Origin of the sequence: Allobosea sp. LC85 (genome assembly GCF_000735605.1) — a bacterium.
Classification (GTDB): Bacteria; Pseudomonadota; Alphaproteobacteria; order Rhizobiales; family Beijerinckiaceae; genus Allobosea.
Genome location: NZ_JPKG01000052.1, coordinates 54,245 through 67,727 on the forward strand (window position 1 = coordinate 54,245; position 13,483 = coordinate 67,727).

Sequence of the window (13,483 nt, forward strand, 5' to 3'; positions counted from 1 at the left end):
TTGCCGCCGCGTGGCGCAGAAGCTTGGCCAGCTCTCTCCCGCTCACCGGAATGTCCTGCATGTCCAAATCCGACCCCGCCCTGGAAGCCCGGCTCACGCGCATCAAGGCGCCCCAGCGCAGCGCCTGGAGCGACAACACCCCGGTCGAGACCACGGTGAAGGCGGTTCTGGAGGCGGTGCGGCGGGACGGCGACGCGGCGGTACGGCACTATTCCCGCGAGTTCGACAAGCTCGAGCTCGACGCCTTCGAAGTCACAGCCGCGGAGCGCGCCGCCGCGCTGGACGGGTTGGAGACGCAGACCCGCACCGATACCGAGTTCGCGATCGAGCGCGTGCGGGCCTTCGCCGAGGCGCAGCGCAAGACCCTGTTGCCCCTGGAGATCGAGCCGCTGCCCGGCCTGCATCTCGGCCACCGCATCATCCCGATCGCCCGCGTCGGCGCCTATGTGCCGGGCGGGCGCTATCCGCTGCTCTCGGCGCCGATCATGACGATCGTGCCGGCCAAGGTCGCGGGCTGCGACGAGGTCATCGCCTGCCTGCCGCCCGCGGCCCATCCGGCGATGATCGCCGGCTGTCATCTCTCCGGCGCCGACCGGATCTTTCGCGTCGGCGGGGCGCAGGCGATCGCCGCGATGGCCTTCGGCACGGAGAGCATTCCGGCGGTCGACAAGATCGTCGGCCCGGGAAACGCCTATGTGAACGAGGCCAAGCGCCAGGTCTTCGGGCTCGTCGGCATCGACCAGCTCGCCGGCCCGAGCGAGATCTTCGTCGTCGCGGACGAGACCGGCGATGCCGTGACGATCGCGGTCGACCTGCTGGCGCAAGCGGAGCATGACGTGCGCACCCGCGTCGGCCTGATCACCACGGACCGAACCCTGGCGGACAAGGTGCTCGTCGAGATCGAGCGGCAGCTCGGCAACCTTTCGACCGCGCCGGTCGCCGCCGCCGCCTGGCGCGACTATGGCGAGATCGTCGTCTGCGCCGACGAGGCCGCCATGCTGGCCTATTCCGACCATATCGCCGCGGAGCATCTCGAGGTGCATACGCGCGACGCGCATGCCACGGCCGCGAAGCTGCGCAATTTCGGCTCGATCTTCATCGGGGTCGCCGCGAGCGTGGTCTATTCCGACAAGTGCTGCGGCACGAACCACACGCTGCCGACCATGGCGGCCGGGCGCTATACCGGCGGTCTCTGGGTCGGCTCCTATCTCAAGACCTGCACGCATCAATGGCTCGACGAGCGCGGCGTGGCGGCTGTGGCCCCGCCGGCCATGCGCCAGAGCGCGAGCGAAGGCCTGGAAGGACACAGGCGCGCGGCGGCGCTGCGGCTCGCCCCGGCGCAGCTGCTGCGCGAGATCGGAGCCTGAGCGCCGCGAGAATTTTTCGGGAATCCCTCTATCGCACCGCGATAAAGGGGGCTCCAATAGGGGCAACGACGATCCCAACCGCGAGGGGCGGGGGATCGCTGCAGCATAAGCAGGGAGAAGATCCATGACGTTTCTGAAGTCGATACTGGGCAGCACCGCGCTCGCAGCAGGCCTCGTCATCGCCGGCCTCGGTGCAGCCTCCGCCCGCGATCTCACCGTCGTATCCTGGGGCGGCAACTACCAGGACGCGCAGCGCAAGATCTACTTCAAGCCCTTCGCCGAAAAGTCCGGCAAGCCGGTCCTCGACGAATCCTGGGACGGCGGCGTCGGCGTCATCCAGGCCAAGGTGAAGGCCGGTACGCCGAACTGGGACGCCGTCCAGGTCGAGGCCGATGAACTCGCCATCGGTTGCGCCGACGGCCTCTACGAGAAGCTCGACTGGAGCAAGCTCGGCGGCAAGGACAAGTTCCTGCCGAGTGCGGTGAGCGATTGCGGCGTCGGGGCGATCGTCTGGTCGACGCTGCTCTCCTACGATTCCGAGAAGCTGAAGACGGCGCCGACCTCCTGGGCGGACTTCTGGGACACCAAGAAATTTCCGGGCAAGCGCGCCCTGCGCCGGGGCCCGAAATATGCGCTCGAGTTCGCGCTGATCGCCGATGGTGTCGCGCCGAAGGACGTCTACAAGGTGCTGCGCGAGAAGGGCGGCGTCGATCGCGCCTTCAAGAAGCTCGACGAGATCAAGTCCGATATCGTCTGGTGGGAATCGGGCGCGCAGCCGCTGCAGCTGCTGAAATCCGGCCAGGTCGTGATGACCTCGGCCTATAACGGCCGCATCAGCGGCATCAACAAGACCGAGGGCACCAAGTTCAAGACCGTCTGGCCCGGCTCCATCTACGCCGTCGACAGCTGGGTGATCCTGAAGGGCAGCCCGAACAAGGACCAGGCGATGGACTTCATCGCGTTCGCCAGCCTGCCGGAGAACCAGTCCAAGCTGCCGCAGGACATCGCCTATGGCCTGCCCAACAAGGCGGCCGCAGCCGCCGTCCCGGCCGATCTCGCCGTGGATCTGCCGACCGCGCCGCAGAATCTCGAGAATGCGATCGCGATCGATGTCGACTACTGGAACGACAATATCGAGGACCTGACCAAGCGCTTCAACGCCTGGGTCGGCAAATAGGGCCAGCAGGCAGGGAGGCAGGCAGGCGGCAGCTCGCCGCCTTCGCTTAGCCGCCCGCCAAGCAACGCGTCCCGGGCACGCCATCGTACCCGGGGCCGCCCCCGCCAGCCGCCCGGCCTGGCGCCGTCTCCGACCGGTTCCTCGCCGCGGCCGCAGCGGCTTCGTCTCATCCTCACGGGAAGATTGTTCATTGCGAGATCTGGATCCGTTCATTCGTTTCGAGGCCATCAGCAAGGTATTCGGCACGGTCACTGTGGTTGACGCGCTCGACTTCCATGTCGCGCGGGGCGAGTTCGTCAGCCTTCTCGGCCCCTCCGGCTCGGGTAAGACGACGCTCCTGATGATGCTCGCCGGTTTTGAGGCGCCCTCGGGCGGGCGCATCCATGTCGACGGGCGGCGCGTCGAGCACCTGCCGCCCTACAAGCGCGAGATGGGCGTCGTCTTCCAGAACTACGCGCTGTTCCCGCATATGACGATCGCCGAGAATGTCGGCTTTCCCCTCAAGATGCGCGGCGTCGCCAGGGCGGAGCGCGACGCGAGGGTGAAACGCGCGCTCGATCTGGTGCGGCTCGGCCATCTCGCCGACCGCAGGCCCTCGCAGCTCTCCGGCGGCCAGCAGCAGCGCATCGCACTCTCGCGTGCCCTGGTCTACGAGCCCAAGGTCGTGCTGATGGACGAGCCGCTGAGCGCGCTCGACAAGCAACTGCGCGAGCATATGCAGCTCGAGATCCGCGCGCTGCATCGCGAACTCGGGTTGACCGTGATCTTCGTGACGCATGATCAGGGCGAGGCGCTGACCATGTCGGACCGTGTCGCCGTGCTGAACCGCGGCAAGATCGAGCAGTTCGATACGCCGTCGGGCCTCTATGACAGGCCGCAGACACGCTTCGTCGCCGAATTCATCGGCGAGACCAATCTGCTCGCGGGACGCGTCTCGCAGCGCCAGGGCGAGGCCGCGACGGTCGCGCTTATATCCGGCGGGAGCGTGAGCTGCGATAGGGCAGGGCCGTTTGAAACCGGCAGCGAGGTCATGGTCTCGGTGCGTCCCGAAATGCTGCATCTCGTGCAGGACGCTGCTGCCGCGAACGCCTTGTCGGTGACGATCGAAGACCATGTCTACCATGGCGACCATATCCGCCTGCATCTCGCCTTCGGGGAGAGCCGTCTGGTCGCCCGGGCCGGGCGTCGCGATGCGGCGCCGCCGATCGGCAGCAAGGCCTTGGCCAGCTTCGCGCCGGGCGATTGCGCTTTGGTGGCGCCATGAGCGCGCGCCTCAAGGCTCTGCTCCTCATCCTGCCGCTGGTGCTCTTCCTCGGCTTCTTCTTCCTCTGGCCGCTCTGGATGATGGTCTCGACCGCCGTGCAGGGCGGCACGGTGCGCCTCGCCTTTCCGCAGACGGCGACCGCGATCGGGAGCTGGGATGGGGCTGGCCCGCCGCCGGCCTCCCTGCAGGCGGCGTTGGTCCGGGATCTGCGGGCCGACACGCCGCAGGAGCGCTTCGGCGATGCGGTCCGCACGCTGAACAGCCAGCAGGCCGGTTTCCGCACCCTGCTCCCCCGGACGGCGCGGGCCGTGCGGGAAGCCGGCGAAACTGACGCGGTCGACCTTGTCGCCGTCGACCCGCGCTGGAGCGAGCAGGGCTATTGGCTGGCGCTGAAGCGCAGCATGCCGGCCTATACCGACGCCAATCTGCTGGCGGCGATCGATCTCAAGCGCAATGACGCGGCGCGGATCGAGCCCGTCGAGCCCGATTTCGCCGTCAACCGTGCGATCATGCTGCGCACCTTCGTCATCGCCGGCCAGGTCACGCTGCTCTGCGCGGCGATCGGCCTGCCTTTCGCGATGCTGGCGGCGAGCGTGACGGGCTGGAAGCGCAATGCGCTGCTCATCGCCGTGCTGCTGCCGCTCTGGACATCGCTCTTGGTGCGCACGGCAGCCTGGCTGATCCTGCTGCAGGATAACGGGCTGATCAACCAGACGCTGCGCGCGCTCGGGCTGATCGATACGCCGCTGTCGCTGATCTACAACCGCACGGGCGTGCTGATCGCCATGACGCATGTCCTACTGCCGCTGATGGTGCTGCCGATCTATGCCAGCCTGATCGCGATTCCGCGCAACCTGATGCCGGCCGCCGCTGCGCTCGGCGCCGCCCCGCTGCAGGCCTTCCGCCATGTCCTGCTGCCGCTCGCCATGCCGGGCCTGCTCTCGGGTTCGCTTCTCGTCTTCATGGTGGCGCTCGGCTACTACATCACCCCGGCCCTGACCGGCGGGGCAGGCGACCAGATGATCAGCTCGGTCATCGCCTTCTACGCCACCGGAACGGCGAACTGGGGCATGGCGGGCGCGCTCGGCCTGTTCCTGCTGGTGCCGACGACCGCGCTCTACATCCTCTACGGCCGGCTCTCGCGCACGCCGCTGGTGCAGACATGAGCGGCGTCTCCCGTCCCGGCGGCGCGGCCTTCAACGCTGTGCGGCTCGCCTTCGCAGGCCTCGCCGTCGCCTTCCTGCTGCTGCCGCTCGTCGCGATCCTGCCGCTCGCCTTCACCGACAGCGTCTTCCTGGTCTATCCGATCAGCGGTCCCTCCCTGCGCTGGTTCGGCGCGCTGGCGGAAAGCCAGGCCTGGACCCGCGCGATCGTCAATTCGCTGATCATCGGCACGGGCGCGACCGTCGTCGCGACGGTGATCGGAACGCTGGCGGCGCTTGGGCTGAGGCGCGAGCTCCTGCCGTTGTCCGGCCTGCTGCGCTCGGTCTTCCTGCTGCCGATGGTGGTGCCGGCGGTCGTGCTCGGCGTCGGCATGCAGATCCTCTATGCCCGCATGGGGCTGGCCTCGAGCTATCTCGGCGTCATCATTGCGCATGCGGTGCTCTGCGTGCCCTTCGTGCTCGTCAATGTCGCGGGCTCGCTCGCCAGCATCGATCCGGCGCTCGAGCGGGCCGCCGCCAGTCTCGGCGCTTCGCCGGTCAAGGTCTTTCGCGGCGTGACGCTGCCGCTGGCCATGCCCGGCATCCTGACCGGGGCGGTCTTTGCCTTCGCCACCTCGCTCGACGAGGTGGTGATCACGCTCTTCGTCGCGGGCCCCAACCAGACCACGCTCGCCCGTCAGATGTTCTCCTCGCTGCGCGAGAACATCAGCCCCGCGATCGCGGCCGCAGCCTTCATCATCATGATCCTGACCTTCGCCCTGCTGCTGGCCGTGAAGGGCGCCTCGCTTTTCCCCGCGTTGCGCAAGAAGCAGAGGGTTCGGCCGAGCGAGGCTTAGGTGCGACTTTCGTGCGTCAATGAACCGGTCTGCGCCCGTTACTGGGATCTTGTTCAACGAATTTTTCGCGCTTACCGGTGGCGCCTGTATTTGTAATGGTCCCGGATGAAGGCGTTGAAGAAGCGCCCCTTCGAAAAGGCGGACTTGTAGGCCGCATAGATCTCCGGCGGGACATCGTCGTAGTCGTATCTCAGGCCGCTTGCGCGGAACCACACCGAAAGGATGCGGGTGTCCGGGTCGTAACGCGCTTCACGGATGGAGGTCGAAGGCATTCGCCCGACCGCTAGTCTTGGGCGGGTGGGAGGCCGCGGATGGCCGGCCGATTCAGAACGCTTTCGTCGGCGGCAAAACGCGAGCCGCAAACGAGCCCACCGGCGCTCGAAAGGTCTGCAATGCCTTCACCGACGATTGCCACGTCGATCTGAGCGTCCTTGACGATGGGCCTTGCTGCCGGCGCGATCTCGATATCGATCCAGGCGGGCGGGCTGAGCTCGGTCATCACCGGCATTGGAGTGCTCCAGGCTGCAGGGATGCAACGCTGGGACAACCAGGAGGTTCACATTCGCGAGAAAAAGCGGCGCAACCGCGCGATCATCGCGGCAAGGTAGCTGCCTGATCGGACGTCTCGCCGACCTTCGGAAAACGGGTTTCTCATCCCGAGCGCTTCGATTCCTTCATCTTGAGCATGGCCTGGAGACGGCCGATATTGGCCTCGACCCATTTCCGCCTGAAGATATTCAGGCGGCCCATCGGGACACGCTGAACGATATAGCGGGATGCAACGGTCACCTGCGCAGGCGACATCAGGCGAGACGCCTCCTCCACCGCCTCAGAAAATGCCGCTTGAGCATGATCGAGGTTCTTGAACTCGCCGACCAGCGTCGAGCTTGGCAGCTTCTCGGTCTGGCCTGCGACCGTGATCGAGTCGAACCAGCCCTGAGCGAGGGCCGCCTCCAGGAAGCGCTGGTGCGGATCGCCGGGAGCGGTCTCGATATCGTATGTCGCAATGAAGTGCTTCACGTCGGTCTCCGCAGGTTGCACGGAACCTCGCCGTCAGGATCGTCAACGACCCGCCTCACCGGCAACGGAGGCGACGCATCTCGGCACAGCGATCCATGGCTGCAAGCGAGCAGGAGGCAGATTGATCGTTGGCATTCGCATCATCGTACCGGCCGCCTTCAAGCATGTCTCCCGTGACGGCTGCGCTGATCTGCTGGCTGAAGCGCTCATGAAAGAGCTCGAGCAGCGCATCATGGCCCGCACCGGAAAAAAGCTGCAGACGGCGTCGGTCCGTGCTCACGACATGATAACCGTGATCCTCGGTGCCGACAGGACTAGAATAGCGTCTCTTTGAGCGGCGCGGCCGTGGCCGGATCGTTGTCTCCGAGCTTGTGGGCGTGCGAGGTCGGAATTGCTCATTCTGGGGGAGACCAGCATGGCCGTCCAAGAAGGCACCTATAAAGCGGAGTTTGGGACCGCCCTCGGCATCGGCAGCGGTGTCGTGGTGATCCGCGGCGGCAAGGTGCGCGGAGGCAATTCAGCCATGCTGTACGTCGGAAGCTATCAAGAGGATCGAGATACATTCAGCGCGGAGATCCGGGTATCCAGGCATACCCCGACTCTGGCTGTCGAAAGCGTGTTCGGTAAGGATGACGTGTCTGTCAGCCTTGCAGGGGTGGCCATCGAGGGCACCATTTCGCTGCTAGGCGAGTCGCCGGACGCGCCAGGAATCACAGTTCGGGTCACCCTTGTTCGCGTTGCCGACTGACTAAACGGCTCGAGCATCTCAGGGCTGTCCTGGGTTTCGCCCCGTCTTATTGGAATTAGCGCGCCGCACTCATCGAATGTTCAATCTCCTGCTCTATCTCGAGGGCTAGAACGCGGTACTCCTCCACCCGTACCTGCCCTGTCGGCGAAGAGATTTTCGACCAATGGGCCACGGCTTCGCAAGCCCATTCATAGTCTTCGAACAGGACAGCCAGTACCGCGATACGGCTGCATTCTTGCCGTAACTCCGCTCTCCACTGCGGCCAGCGAAGCATGAGCCTTGCAAGCCCGCGCTTCTGTGCGTCGTTCATGCGGCTAACATTTCGTCAACGCCGCCAACCCTGGCGAGAAATGTCGACCACCGGGCCGCGAGCTACAGCCGGCCTTTCCCGCCCAGGGCCGACGGCCTCCGAGGCTCTAGAGACGCCGCTGAAACCAATTCCTCAGCCGCACGTTTCTCTGCTGCATGCCCGCAATATGGACGGCGTGTCGGCCTCCCGCCCTTCCGCTCAGAGAGAATTTCATGCCGGTGCCGAAGCAGATGGATGCGGTGCTCAAAAACCTCCCCGTCCGAATTGGTGCCTATGTTCCAGACGATCTCCTGGAGGACTGGTTTGCGCCGGGCACCGGGATGAACCCGCCCTCGGCTCCAGCTCTTGCTGCGGCCAAGGCCTATGGAAAGCGGTTTGAGTGCGAATTCGAGTACGATCCCCAGCGCAATGAAGGAGTTTTCTGGAAATGGGTGCCAGCGCTATGAGCAGAAAGCCTCTAGAAGACAAAGCCATCAAAGCGGTGATCGACGAACTCGAACGGCAGGCTGGCGAGTGTCCATCAAAGCTTGAAGTCCGGCGAAGCGGAGAGAAGGTGACGGTCAACGGCGAAATCGATATCGACGCGCTCGTGATGGTGATCGTCGGCTCGATGGCCGGTGGTCCATAGCAATGGGCGTCCCTCGGGTCCCGTCCCGTGGTTTAGGCCCGCTCCCGGGGGGAGCGGCCGGTCCCCTTCTGGAAGGCGCGCGCGAAATTGGCGGGCGAGGACTATCCCATCTCCGCCGAGACACGGGTGATCGAGCCATTCTGACGCTGAACCGCTGCGCGCTCCAGGTCACGAGAAGTCTCTTTTCCAGGCAGAGCTGTTGCACTGTCGCCTCGTCTTCCGACACGGCCTACGCCAGGGCCGAAACCGCTATGCGCATCTCCCCCGCTGTCACCGCGCCCGTCTCCAGGACGGCGAGATCACCGAATTGCTCGAGCTTCCTGCGGTTGTGCACATCAGGAACATGGCTGACCGGCTCGATGCAGACGAAATCGCAGTCCGGCCCCACGAATAGGTGGAGATTGGTGAAAGTGCCCCGTGCACTTACTGCAACGGCAACATCCGCCCACGGCCGTTCGAGGATCGCGATACGTGGCTTCCAGCAGGCGTAGTGGGCGTCGAATCCACCAAGCCGTTCGAGGTCGCTACCCTCGGTGAAATCCGGCTCCGTTCGGGCCGCGACGAAGCGCAAGGGCAGGTAGCGCTTGTCGGACTGCGAGCGGACCGCCGCCGTCAAACGCAGCCGCGCGCCGGCCTCTTGCCGGAAAAATGGATGCAGACCGATGCCGAAGGGCATGGCCGCGCCGCGGTTGGTCGCTTCGAGACGGATGACAACACCATCCCGTTCGATCGCGACCTCTTGCAGCAGATCATAGGCGAAAACCTCGCCCCGGTGCCGGTGCAGGAGGGCGATCGAGCCCTCGCCCTGCGACACAACCTCGAAGGGCTCGAAGCGCGACAGGCCGTGGATCGCGACATTCTCCTCTGGCCGGTTCATAGGGAGGATATGGCGTCGGCCCGCATGCTCGAACACGCCGCCATCGATGCGGTTCGCGAAGGGCGCCAGCGGGAAGCAGCCAACCGGTGAGGGAAGGCCGGGCTGCAGCGCTTCGTCGCTGCAGCCTCGCAGGATCTCGATGTCGGCGCCGGCCGGGTGCCGCCAACTCAATCCCGTGAGGTTGGCGCCGTAGTCGGGATTGACGGCAAGGCTGTAGCCATGGCCGGACAGGACGATCCGTGGCATCACTCCCGCTCCTGCTTCAATCTCGCCGGCTATAGCCGATGCTGCAATGCGAGCCGCCCTGGAAGGCACGGCTGACCTCGTCGCCGCCCTCGGACACGACGGAGCCAACGAAAGCTTCGGCATCGTCCTGGGGCACGAAGCCGATCCGATCCGCATCGTCACCTGCCCACCAGCGGCGCGTATTGCGAGAGATGCCCCAGACGATGGCATAGCCCGGCTCGGGCGCGACGAGCGCGGCGATGACGAGGCGGACCAGATCGGGATAGGACAGCCAGGTCGCGAGATTACGGGTCTCAAGAGGCGCCGGTAGGCAAGAACCGATGCGCAGGTGCACGCTCTCGACGCCGTGCTTATCGTAATAGAGTCGGCCGAGTGCCTCGGCATAAACCTTGGACACGCCGTAATGCCCGTCGGGTCGATAGGGATCGTTGATGGTCACGGATTGCCGCGAGCGTGAATAGAAACCAACCGCATGATTGGAACTGGCGAAGATCACGCGGGCACCGCGCTCCCGCGCGATCTCGAAGACGTTCAGCGTCCCCAGAATATTGGCGTGAAGAATGACCTCTGGCGATTTCTCGGTGTTGATGCCGCCGAAATGCACGATGTCGGTGACATCCTCAGGACAAGCCGCCCCTAGCGCTTGCCTGTCAGTGAGGTCGGCCGCAACGAAGGTAGCACCGTCGGGCAGGGGATCGGGGAAGGGCAGCAGATCGTTGAGGCACAGGCGATGGCCAGCCGCCGCGAGCGCTGGCGCGAGTACTCGGCCTAGCGTGCCCGAAGCGCCGGTGAGGAGGACTTGGCCCGTGCCGGGGCGGCGAAGTGGCACGGTCGCAGAGGCCGACATCATATCTAGACGCCTTTCATGCGCGCGATAGCGGCCCCGGCAGCCGGCGCCTCGGCGATAAAGAGATCGCCGTCACCGTTCCTGGATTCGGAACCGAGATTGAGGGAGGTGACGGCGAGCAGGCCGAGCCCAGGGCCGCAGAAGCAGGGCATGGTCGGCGCGCGCGCTGGCACGGGATGGCGCGAGACTAACGTTCCATCGGGAGAGAAACGGTTCAGCACGCCGGCGGAGACGCCTGCGCTCCAGTAAAAGCCCTCGGCATCACAGGCGCCGCCATCGGGGCGGCCCGTCGCTTCATTCAGTGTTGCGAAACGGCGCTTACCGGACAAAGCGCCGCTCTCAGGATCGAAATCGTAGCAATCGATGGTGGGGCCGCGCGAGTCGCTGTGATAGAGCAGCCGACCGTCCGGCGACCAGGCAAGTCCGTTCGAGACCTTGAAGCCCGTTGCGACCGGCTCTACCGAGCCGTCTGCCGAGACCCGGTAGAGCACGCCCAGTGGCTCCTTCTCGGGCCTGTCGTCCATGCTGCCTATGTAGAAGCGCCCGTCCGGCCCGACCTTGCCGTCGTTGAGGCGGTTCGTTCCCGGCTCGGGCGTGCATGCGAAAGCGTTGACCGATCCGCTCTCGGGGTCGAAGAGCACGATGTCGCGGCCGAGCGCGACCACGAGCCGGCCACTCTCGGCGAGACCGAAGGAGCCGACTGTCCGGTCGAACGACCAACTCGCCACAACCGTGCCGTCGAGCGCGACGCGATGGATCGTCGGCACGAGCACGTCACAGACGAAGAGCACGCCGCGCCGATCGTCCCAGACCGGAGATTCGCCGACGCGGCTGCCGAGCGCGGCAAGAGTCCTGAAGGCGATCACAGATCAGTCCTGAAGGCGATCACAGATCGCTCTGCCCGGTCTTGCGGATGATGGCATCCTGGTGGCCGAGTACGAAGGGGCTGAGCTCAAGGCCAAGCCCGGCGCCCGCGAAGGGGTAGACATGGCCGTCCTCGATGCGCGGCATCACGGTGACAAGGTCGCGATACCAGGAGCTGTAATAAGCCCTGACTGATTCCTGGAAGATCGCATTGGGCAGGTTCAGCGCGAGGTGGATCGAAGCGGCGAAGACCACCGGACCGGTGCAGTCATGCGGAGCGACCGGGCGCTGAAAGGCCTCTGCCATGGAGGCAATCTTCTTCGCCTCGCTGAGGCCGCCGCACCAAGAGACGTCGAGCATGACGTAGTCGGCGGCGCCCTTGCGCAGCAGTTCAAGGAATTGCGAGCGCGTCGCCACCGTCTCGCTGGCGCAGACCGGCAAACCGGAGCGCTGGGCATAGATCGCGAGCGCGTCCGGATCCTGCATCTTGATCGGGTCCTCCGCCCAGAACGGACGGAACTCTTGCAGGGCGCGTGCGATCGCTAGCGCCGAGGGCAGATCCCACATCGAGTGCAGCTCGACCATCACCTCCATCCGGTCGCCAACCGCGTCGCGGATCTGGCGGAAGGGAGTAAGCGCCTTGTCGATGTCGGCGCGATGGATGAAGTTGCCGCCGCTGGCGACCGCGTAGGGATCGAATGGCCAGATCTTCATCGCCGTGATGCCCTCGTCAAGCAGGCTCTGGGCGAGCGCACCGGCATCGCGATGAAAGGCGATCTGGTCCTCATAGGGCCCCTCGGCCGCCTCGTCGCCTGTTCCAATGTATCGGCGCGTGCCGCGCTTGTTGTAGGTATAGCCGGCACAGGTGTTGTAGGTGCGGATCCGCGGCCGCGACAGGCCGCCGAGCAACTGGTGGATCGGTTGGTTCACAACCTTGCCGAACAGGTCCCAGAGCGCGATGTCGACGGCGGAGGCCGCGCGCATTTCGACTCCCGAGGAGCGGAAGCCCACATAGGTCTCGATCAGCAGCTTGGAGATCGCATCGATCTCCAGCGGGTTGCGGCCGATCAGCAGCGGCGCGACGTCGGAATGAAGATAGCTCGCGACCGCGTCGGCGCCGCGGAACGTTTCGCCGAGGCCTGTCACCCCCTCGTCGGTGTGGACGCGCAGCCAGAGAATGTTGTTCAGATGGGGAAGCTGGATGGTTTCAAGAGCCGTGATCTTCATCGCCGATGATCCGAGAGAGGGCTAGGCACGAGGTCCGCAAAAGCGCGAACCTCGCATGGACGGTGTCAGTGGGCCGCCTGCTCGCGAGGCCGCCCCACGAGCTGGGTCGGATTTACGAAGCGCAGCGCGATCACGAGCCAGATCAGCGTCGTCACCATGTAGATCACCGCCATCGCGTCAATCGACTGCACCGCCCGCACGCCGGCCGCGAAGACTGCGTAGTAGAGCGCGACGACCAGCGTCTGGCTGGTCGGTCCGGCGACGAGGAAGGTCAGCTCGAAAATCGCGATTGTCCTGACCAGCACCAGCAACAGCGCCGCGAGGATGCCCGGCAGAAGCAGCGGCAGAAGCACATGCAGGAACAGTCGCGACGTGTTGGCGCCGAACACCTGCGCCGCCGCCTCGATCTTGGGATCGATCTGCTCAATGAAGGGCACCATCACCAGCACGACGAAGGGCACGGTCGGCACAAGGTTCGCGAGCACCACGCCCGCGAGCGAGCCGGCGAAGCCGGTCTGGTAGAGCACCGTCGCCAGCGGGATGCCGAAGGTGATCGGCGGGATCAGCAGCGGCAGCAGGAACAGCAGCATCAGCAGCCGCTTGCCCTTGAAGTCGCGCCGCGCCAGCGCATAGGCGGCCGGCACGCCGAGCAGCCCCGAGAACAATACGACCAGGAAGACCGCCTGGAATGTCACGGTCAGGACCTCGCCGAGCTGGAACTCCGCCCAGGCCGAGCCATACCAGCGCGTCGTCCAGCCGGCCGGCAGCCAGGTGCCGAGCCAGCGCGTGGCGAAGGAACTCGTCACCACGCTGCCGATCATGGCGAACAGGTTGACGACGAAGAAGACGATGAAGGCCCAGACGGCGGCGCTCCACAGCCTCGCCGTCAAAGAGGTGTCCTTGATCATG

General features: G+C 65.5%; 17 protein-coding genes. 9 read left to right on the forward strand and 8 right to left on the reverse strand.

Translation table 11 applies throughout. The features are described from left to right. Positions 1-59 precede the first annotated feature (59 nt). The 5 genes from hisD (at position 60) to FG93_RS22800 (ending at position 5,807) form a co-directional block, all read left to right on the forward strand. On the forward strand, positions 60-1,367 hold the full coding sequence (gene hisD, locus FG93_RS22780; RefSeq protein ID WP_043238875.1) for a histidinol dehydrogenase: 1,308 nt from the start codon (positions 60-62) through the stop codon (positions 1,365-1,367). Positions 1,368-1,491: 124 nt separating this feature from the next. Further along, the gene (locus FG93_RS22785) at positions 1,492-2,544 is read left to right on the forward strand and encodes an ABC transporter substrate-binding protein (protein WP_052514071.1); all 1,053 of its coding nucleotides are present in this window, start codon (positions 1,492-1,494) and stop codon (positions 2,542-2,544) included. A gap of 199 nt (positions 2,545-2,743) precedes the next feature. Next, positions 2,744-3,808: an ABC transporter ATP-binding protein gene (locus FG93_RS22790; RefSeq protein ID WP_043238974.1), complete on the forward strand. Its 1,065-nt coding sequence runs from the start codon at positions 2,744-2,746 to the stop codon at positions 3,806-3,808. Further along, a complete protein-coding gene (locus FG93_RS22795; RefSeq protein WP_043238878.1) occupies positions 3,805-4,974 on the forward strand; it encodes an ABC transporter permease in 1,170 nt (389 codons plus the stop codon). The genes FG93_RS22790 and FG93_RS22795 overlap by 4 nt, the downstream gene beginning before the upstream one ends. Continuing rightward, positions 4,971-5,807, forward strand: a complete 837-nt coding sequence (locus FG93_RS22800; protein ID WP_052514072.1) for an ABC transporter permease — start codon at positions 4,971-4,973, stop codon at positions 5,805-5,807. Before FG93_RS22795 ends, FG93_RS22800 begins: the two co-directional genes overlap by 4 nt. Before the next feature lie 71 nt (positions 5,808-5,878). Here FG93_RS22800 and FG93_RS22805 read toward each other — a convergent pair whose 3' ends face one another. The 3 genes from FG93_RS22805 to FG93_RS22815 form a co-directional block, all read right to left on the reverse strand. After that, entirely contained in the window at positions 5,879-6,079 is a 201-nt protein-coding gene (locus FG93_RS22805; RefSeq protein WP_043238881.1) for a KTSC domain-containing protein, read from the reverse strand. Between the two features lie 11 nt (positions 6,080-6,090). Continuing rightward, complete coding sequence (locus FG93_RS22810) at positions 6,091-6,315, reverse strand: hypothetical protein (protein WP_043238884.1); 225 nt, start codon at positions 6,313-6,315, stop codon at positions 6,091-6,093. A gap of 143 nt (positions 6,316-6,458) precedes the next feature. Continuing rightward, positions 6,459-6,827 carry a hypothetical protein gene (locus FG93_RS22815; RefSeq protein WP_152579577.1) on the reverse strand — a complete coding sequence of 123 codons (369 nt, stop codon included), beginning with the start codon at positions 6,825-6,827 and terminating at the stop codon, positions 6,459-6,461. Between the two features lie 121 nt (positions 6,828-6,948). Between FG93_RS22815 and FG93_RS32565 the strand changes: the two genes are divergently transcribed. From FG93_RS32565 to FG93_RS22840, 4 genes are all read left to right on the forward strand, one after another. Continuing rightward, on the forward strand, positions 6,949-7,161 hold the full coding sequence (locus FG93_RS32565) for a hypothetical protein (protein WP_152579578.1): 213 nt from the start codon (positions 6,949-6,951) through the stop codon (positions 7,159-7,161). 81 nt (positions 7,162-7,242) lie between these two features. Continuing rightward, positions 7,243-7,575 (forward strand): GrlR family regulatory protein, encoded by a 333-nt coding sequence (locus FG93_RS22825; RefSeq protein WP_152579579.1) that lies wholly within the window; start codon positions 7,243-7,245, stop codon positions 7,573-7,575. A gap of 522 nt (positions 7,576-8,097) precedes the next feature. Beyond that, positions 8,098-8,331: a hypothetical protein gene (locus FG93_RS22835; protein ID WP_043238895.1), complete on the forward strand. Its 234-nt coding sequence runs from the start codon at positions 8,098-8,100 to the stop codon at positions 8,329-8,331. Next, positions 8,313-8,513, forward strand: coding sequence for a hypothetical protein (locus tag FG93_RS22840; RefSeq protein ID WP_043238897.1), 201 nt, complete (start codon positions 8,313-8,315; stop codon positions 8,511-8,513). Before FG93_RS22835 ends, FG93_RS22840 begins: the two co-directional genes overlap by 19 nt. A gap of 229 nt (positions 8,514-8,742) precedes the next feature. Here FG93_RS22840 and FG93_RS22845 read toward each other — a convergent pair whose 3' ends face one another. The 5 genes from FG93_RS22845 to FG93_RS22865 form a co-directional block, all read right to left on the reverse strand. Continuing rightward, the gene (locus FG93_RS22845) at positions 8,743-9,636 is read right to left on the reverse strand and encodes a hypothetical protein (protein ID WP_043238899.1); all 894 of its coding nucleotides are present in this window, start codon (positions 9,634-9,636) and stop codon (positions 8,743-8,745) included. 16 nt (positions 9,637-9,652) lie between these two features. After that, positions 9,653-10,486, reverse strand: coding sequence for an NAD(P)-dependent oxidoreductase (locus tag FG93_RS22850; RefSeq protein WP_244448699.1), 834 nt, complete (start codon positions 10,484-10,486; stop codon positions 9,653-9,655). Between the two features lie 2 nt (positions 10,487-10,488). Beyond that, a complete protein-coding gene (locus tag FG93_RS22855) occupies positions 10,489-11,349 on the reverse strand; it encodes an SMP-30/gluconolactonase/LRE family protein (RefSeq protein ID WP_052514075.1) in 861 nt (286 codons plus the stop codon). Between the two features lie 19 nt (positions 11,350-11,368). Beyond that, positions 11,369-12,574, reverse strand: a complete 1,206-nt coding sequence (locus FG93_RS22860; protein WP_043238900.1) for a mandelate racemase/muconate lactonizing enzyme family protein — start codon at positions 12,572-12,574, stop codon at positions 11,369-11,371. Positions 12,575-12,639: 65 nt separating this feature from the next. Then, on the reverse strand, positions 12,640-13,482 hold the full coding sequence (locus FG93_RS22865; protein ID WP_043238902.1) for an ABC transporter permease: 843 nt from the start codon (positions 13,480-13,482) through the stop codon (positions 12,640-12,642). Position 13,483: the final 1 nt, after the last annotated feature.

What these genes read in the sequence shown, in the direction of transcription:
- FG93_RS22795 (WP_043238878.1), top strand. Translation starts at nt 3,805, where the DNA reads ATGAGCGCGCGCCTCAAGGCTCTGCTCCTCATCCTGCCGCTGGTGCTC.
- FG93_RS22805 (WP_043238881.1), bottom strand. Translation starts at nt 6,079, where the DNA reads ATGCCTTCGACCTCCATCCGTGAAGCGCGTTACGACCCGGACACCCGC.
- hisD (WP_043238875.1), top strand. Translation starts at nt 60, where the DNA reads ATGTCCAAATCCGACCCCGCCCTGGAAGCCCGGCTCACGCGCATCAAG.
- FG93_RS22835 (WP_043238895.1), top strand. Translation starts at nt 8,098, where the DNA reads ATGCCGGTGCCGAAGCAGATGGATGCGGTGCTCAAAAACCTCCCCGTC.
- FG93_RS22850 (WP_244448699.1), bottom strand. Translation starts at nt 10,486, where the DNA reads ATGATGTCGGCCTCTGCGACCGTGCCACTTCGCCGCCCCGGCACGGGC.
- FG93_RS22845 (WP_043238899.1), bottom strand. Translation starts at nt 9,636, where the DNA reads ATGCCACGGATCGTCCTGTCCGGCCATGGCTACAGCCTTGCCGTCAAT.
- FG93_RS22840 (WP_043238897.1), top strand. Translation starts at nt 8,313, where the DNA reads ATGGGTGCCAGCGCTATGAGCAGAAAGCCTCTAGAAGACAAAGCCATC.
- FG93_RS22785 (WP_052514071.1), top strand. Translation starts at nt 1,492, where the DNA reads ATGACGTTTCTGAAGTCGATACTGGGCAGCACCGCGCTCGCAGCAGGC.
- FG93_RS22800 (WP_052514072.1), top strand. Translation starts at nt 4,971, where the DNA reads ATGAGCGGCGTCTCCCGTCCCGGCGGCGCGGCCTTCAACGCTGTGCGG.
- FG93_RS22865 (WP_043238902.1), bottom strand. Translation starts at nt 13,482, where the DNA reads ATGATCAAGGACACCTCTTTGACGGCGAGGCTGTGGAGCGCCGCCGTC.
- FG93_RS22825 (WP_152579579.1), top strand. Translation starts at nt 7,243, where the DNA reads ATGGCCGTCCAAGAAGGCACCTATAAAGCGGAGTTTGGGACCGCCCTC.
- FG93_RS22810 (WP_043238884.1), bottom strand. Translation starts at nt 6,315, where the DNA reads ATGCCGGTGATGACCGAGCTCAGCCCGCCCGCCTGGATCGATATCGAG.
- FG93_RS22860 (WP_043238900.1), bottom strand. Translation starts at nt 12,574, where the DNA reads ATGAAGATCACGGCTCTTGAAACCATCCAGCTTCCCCATCTGAACAAC.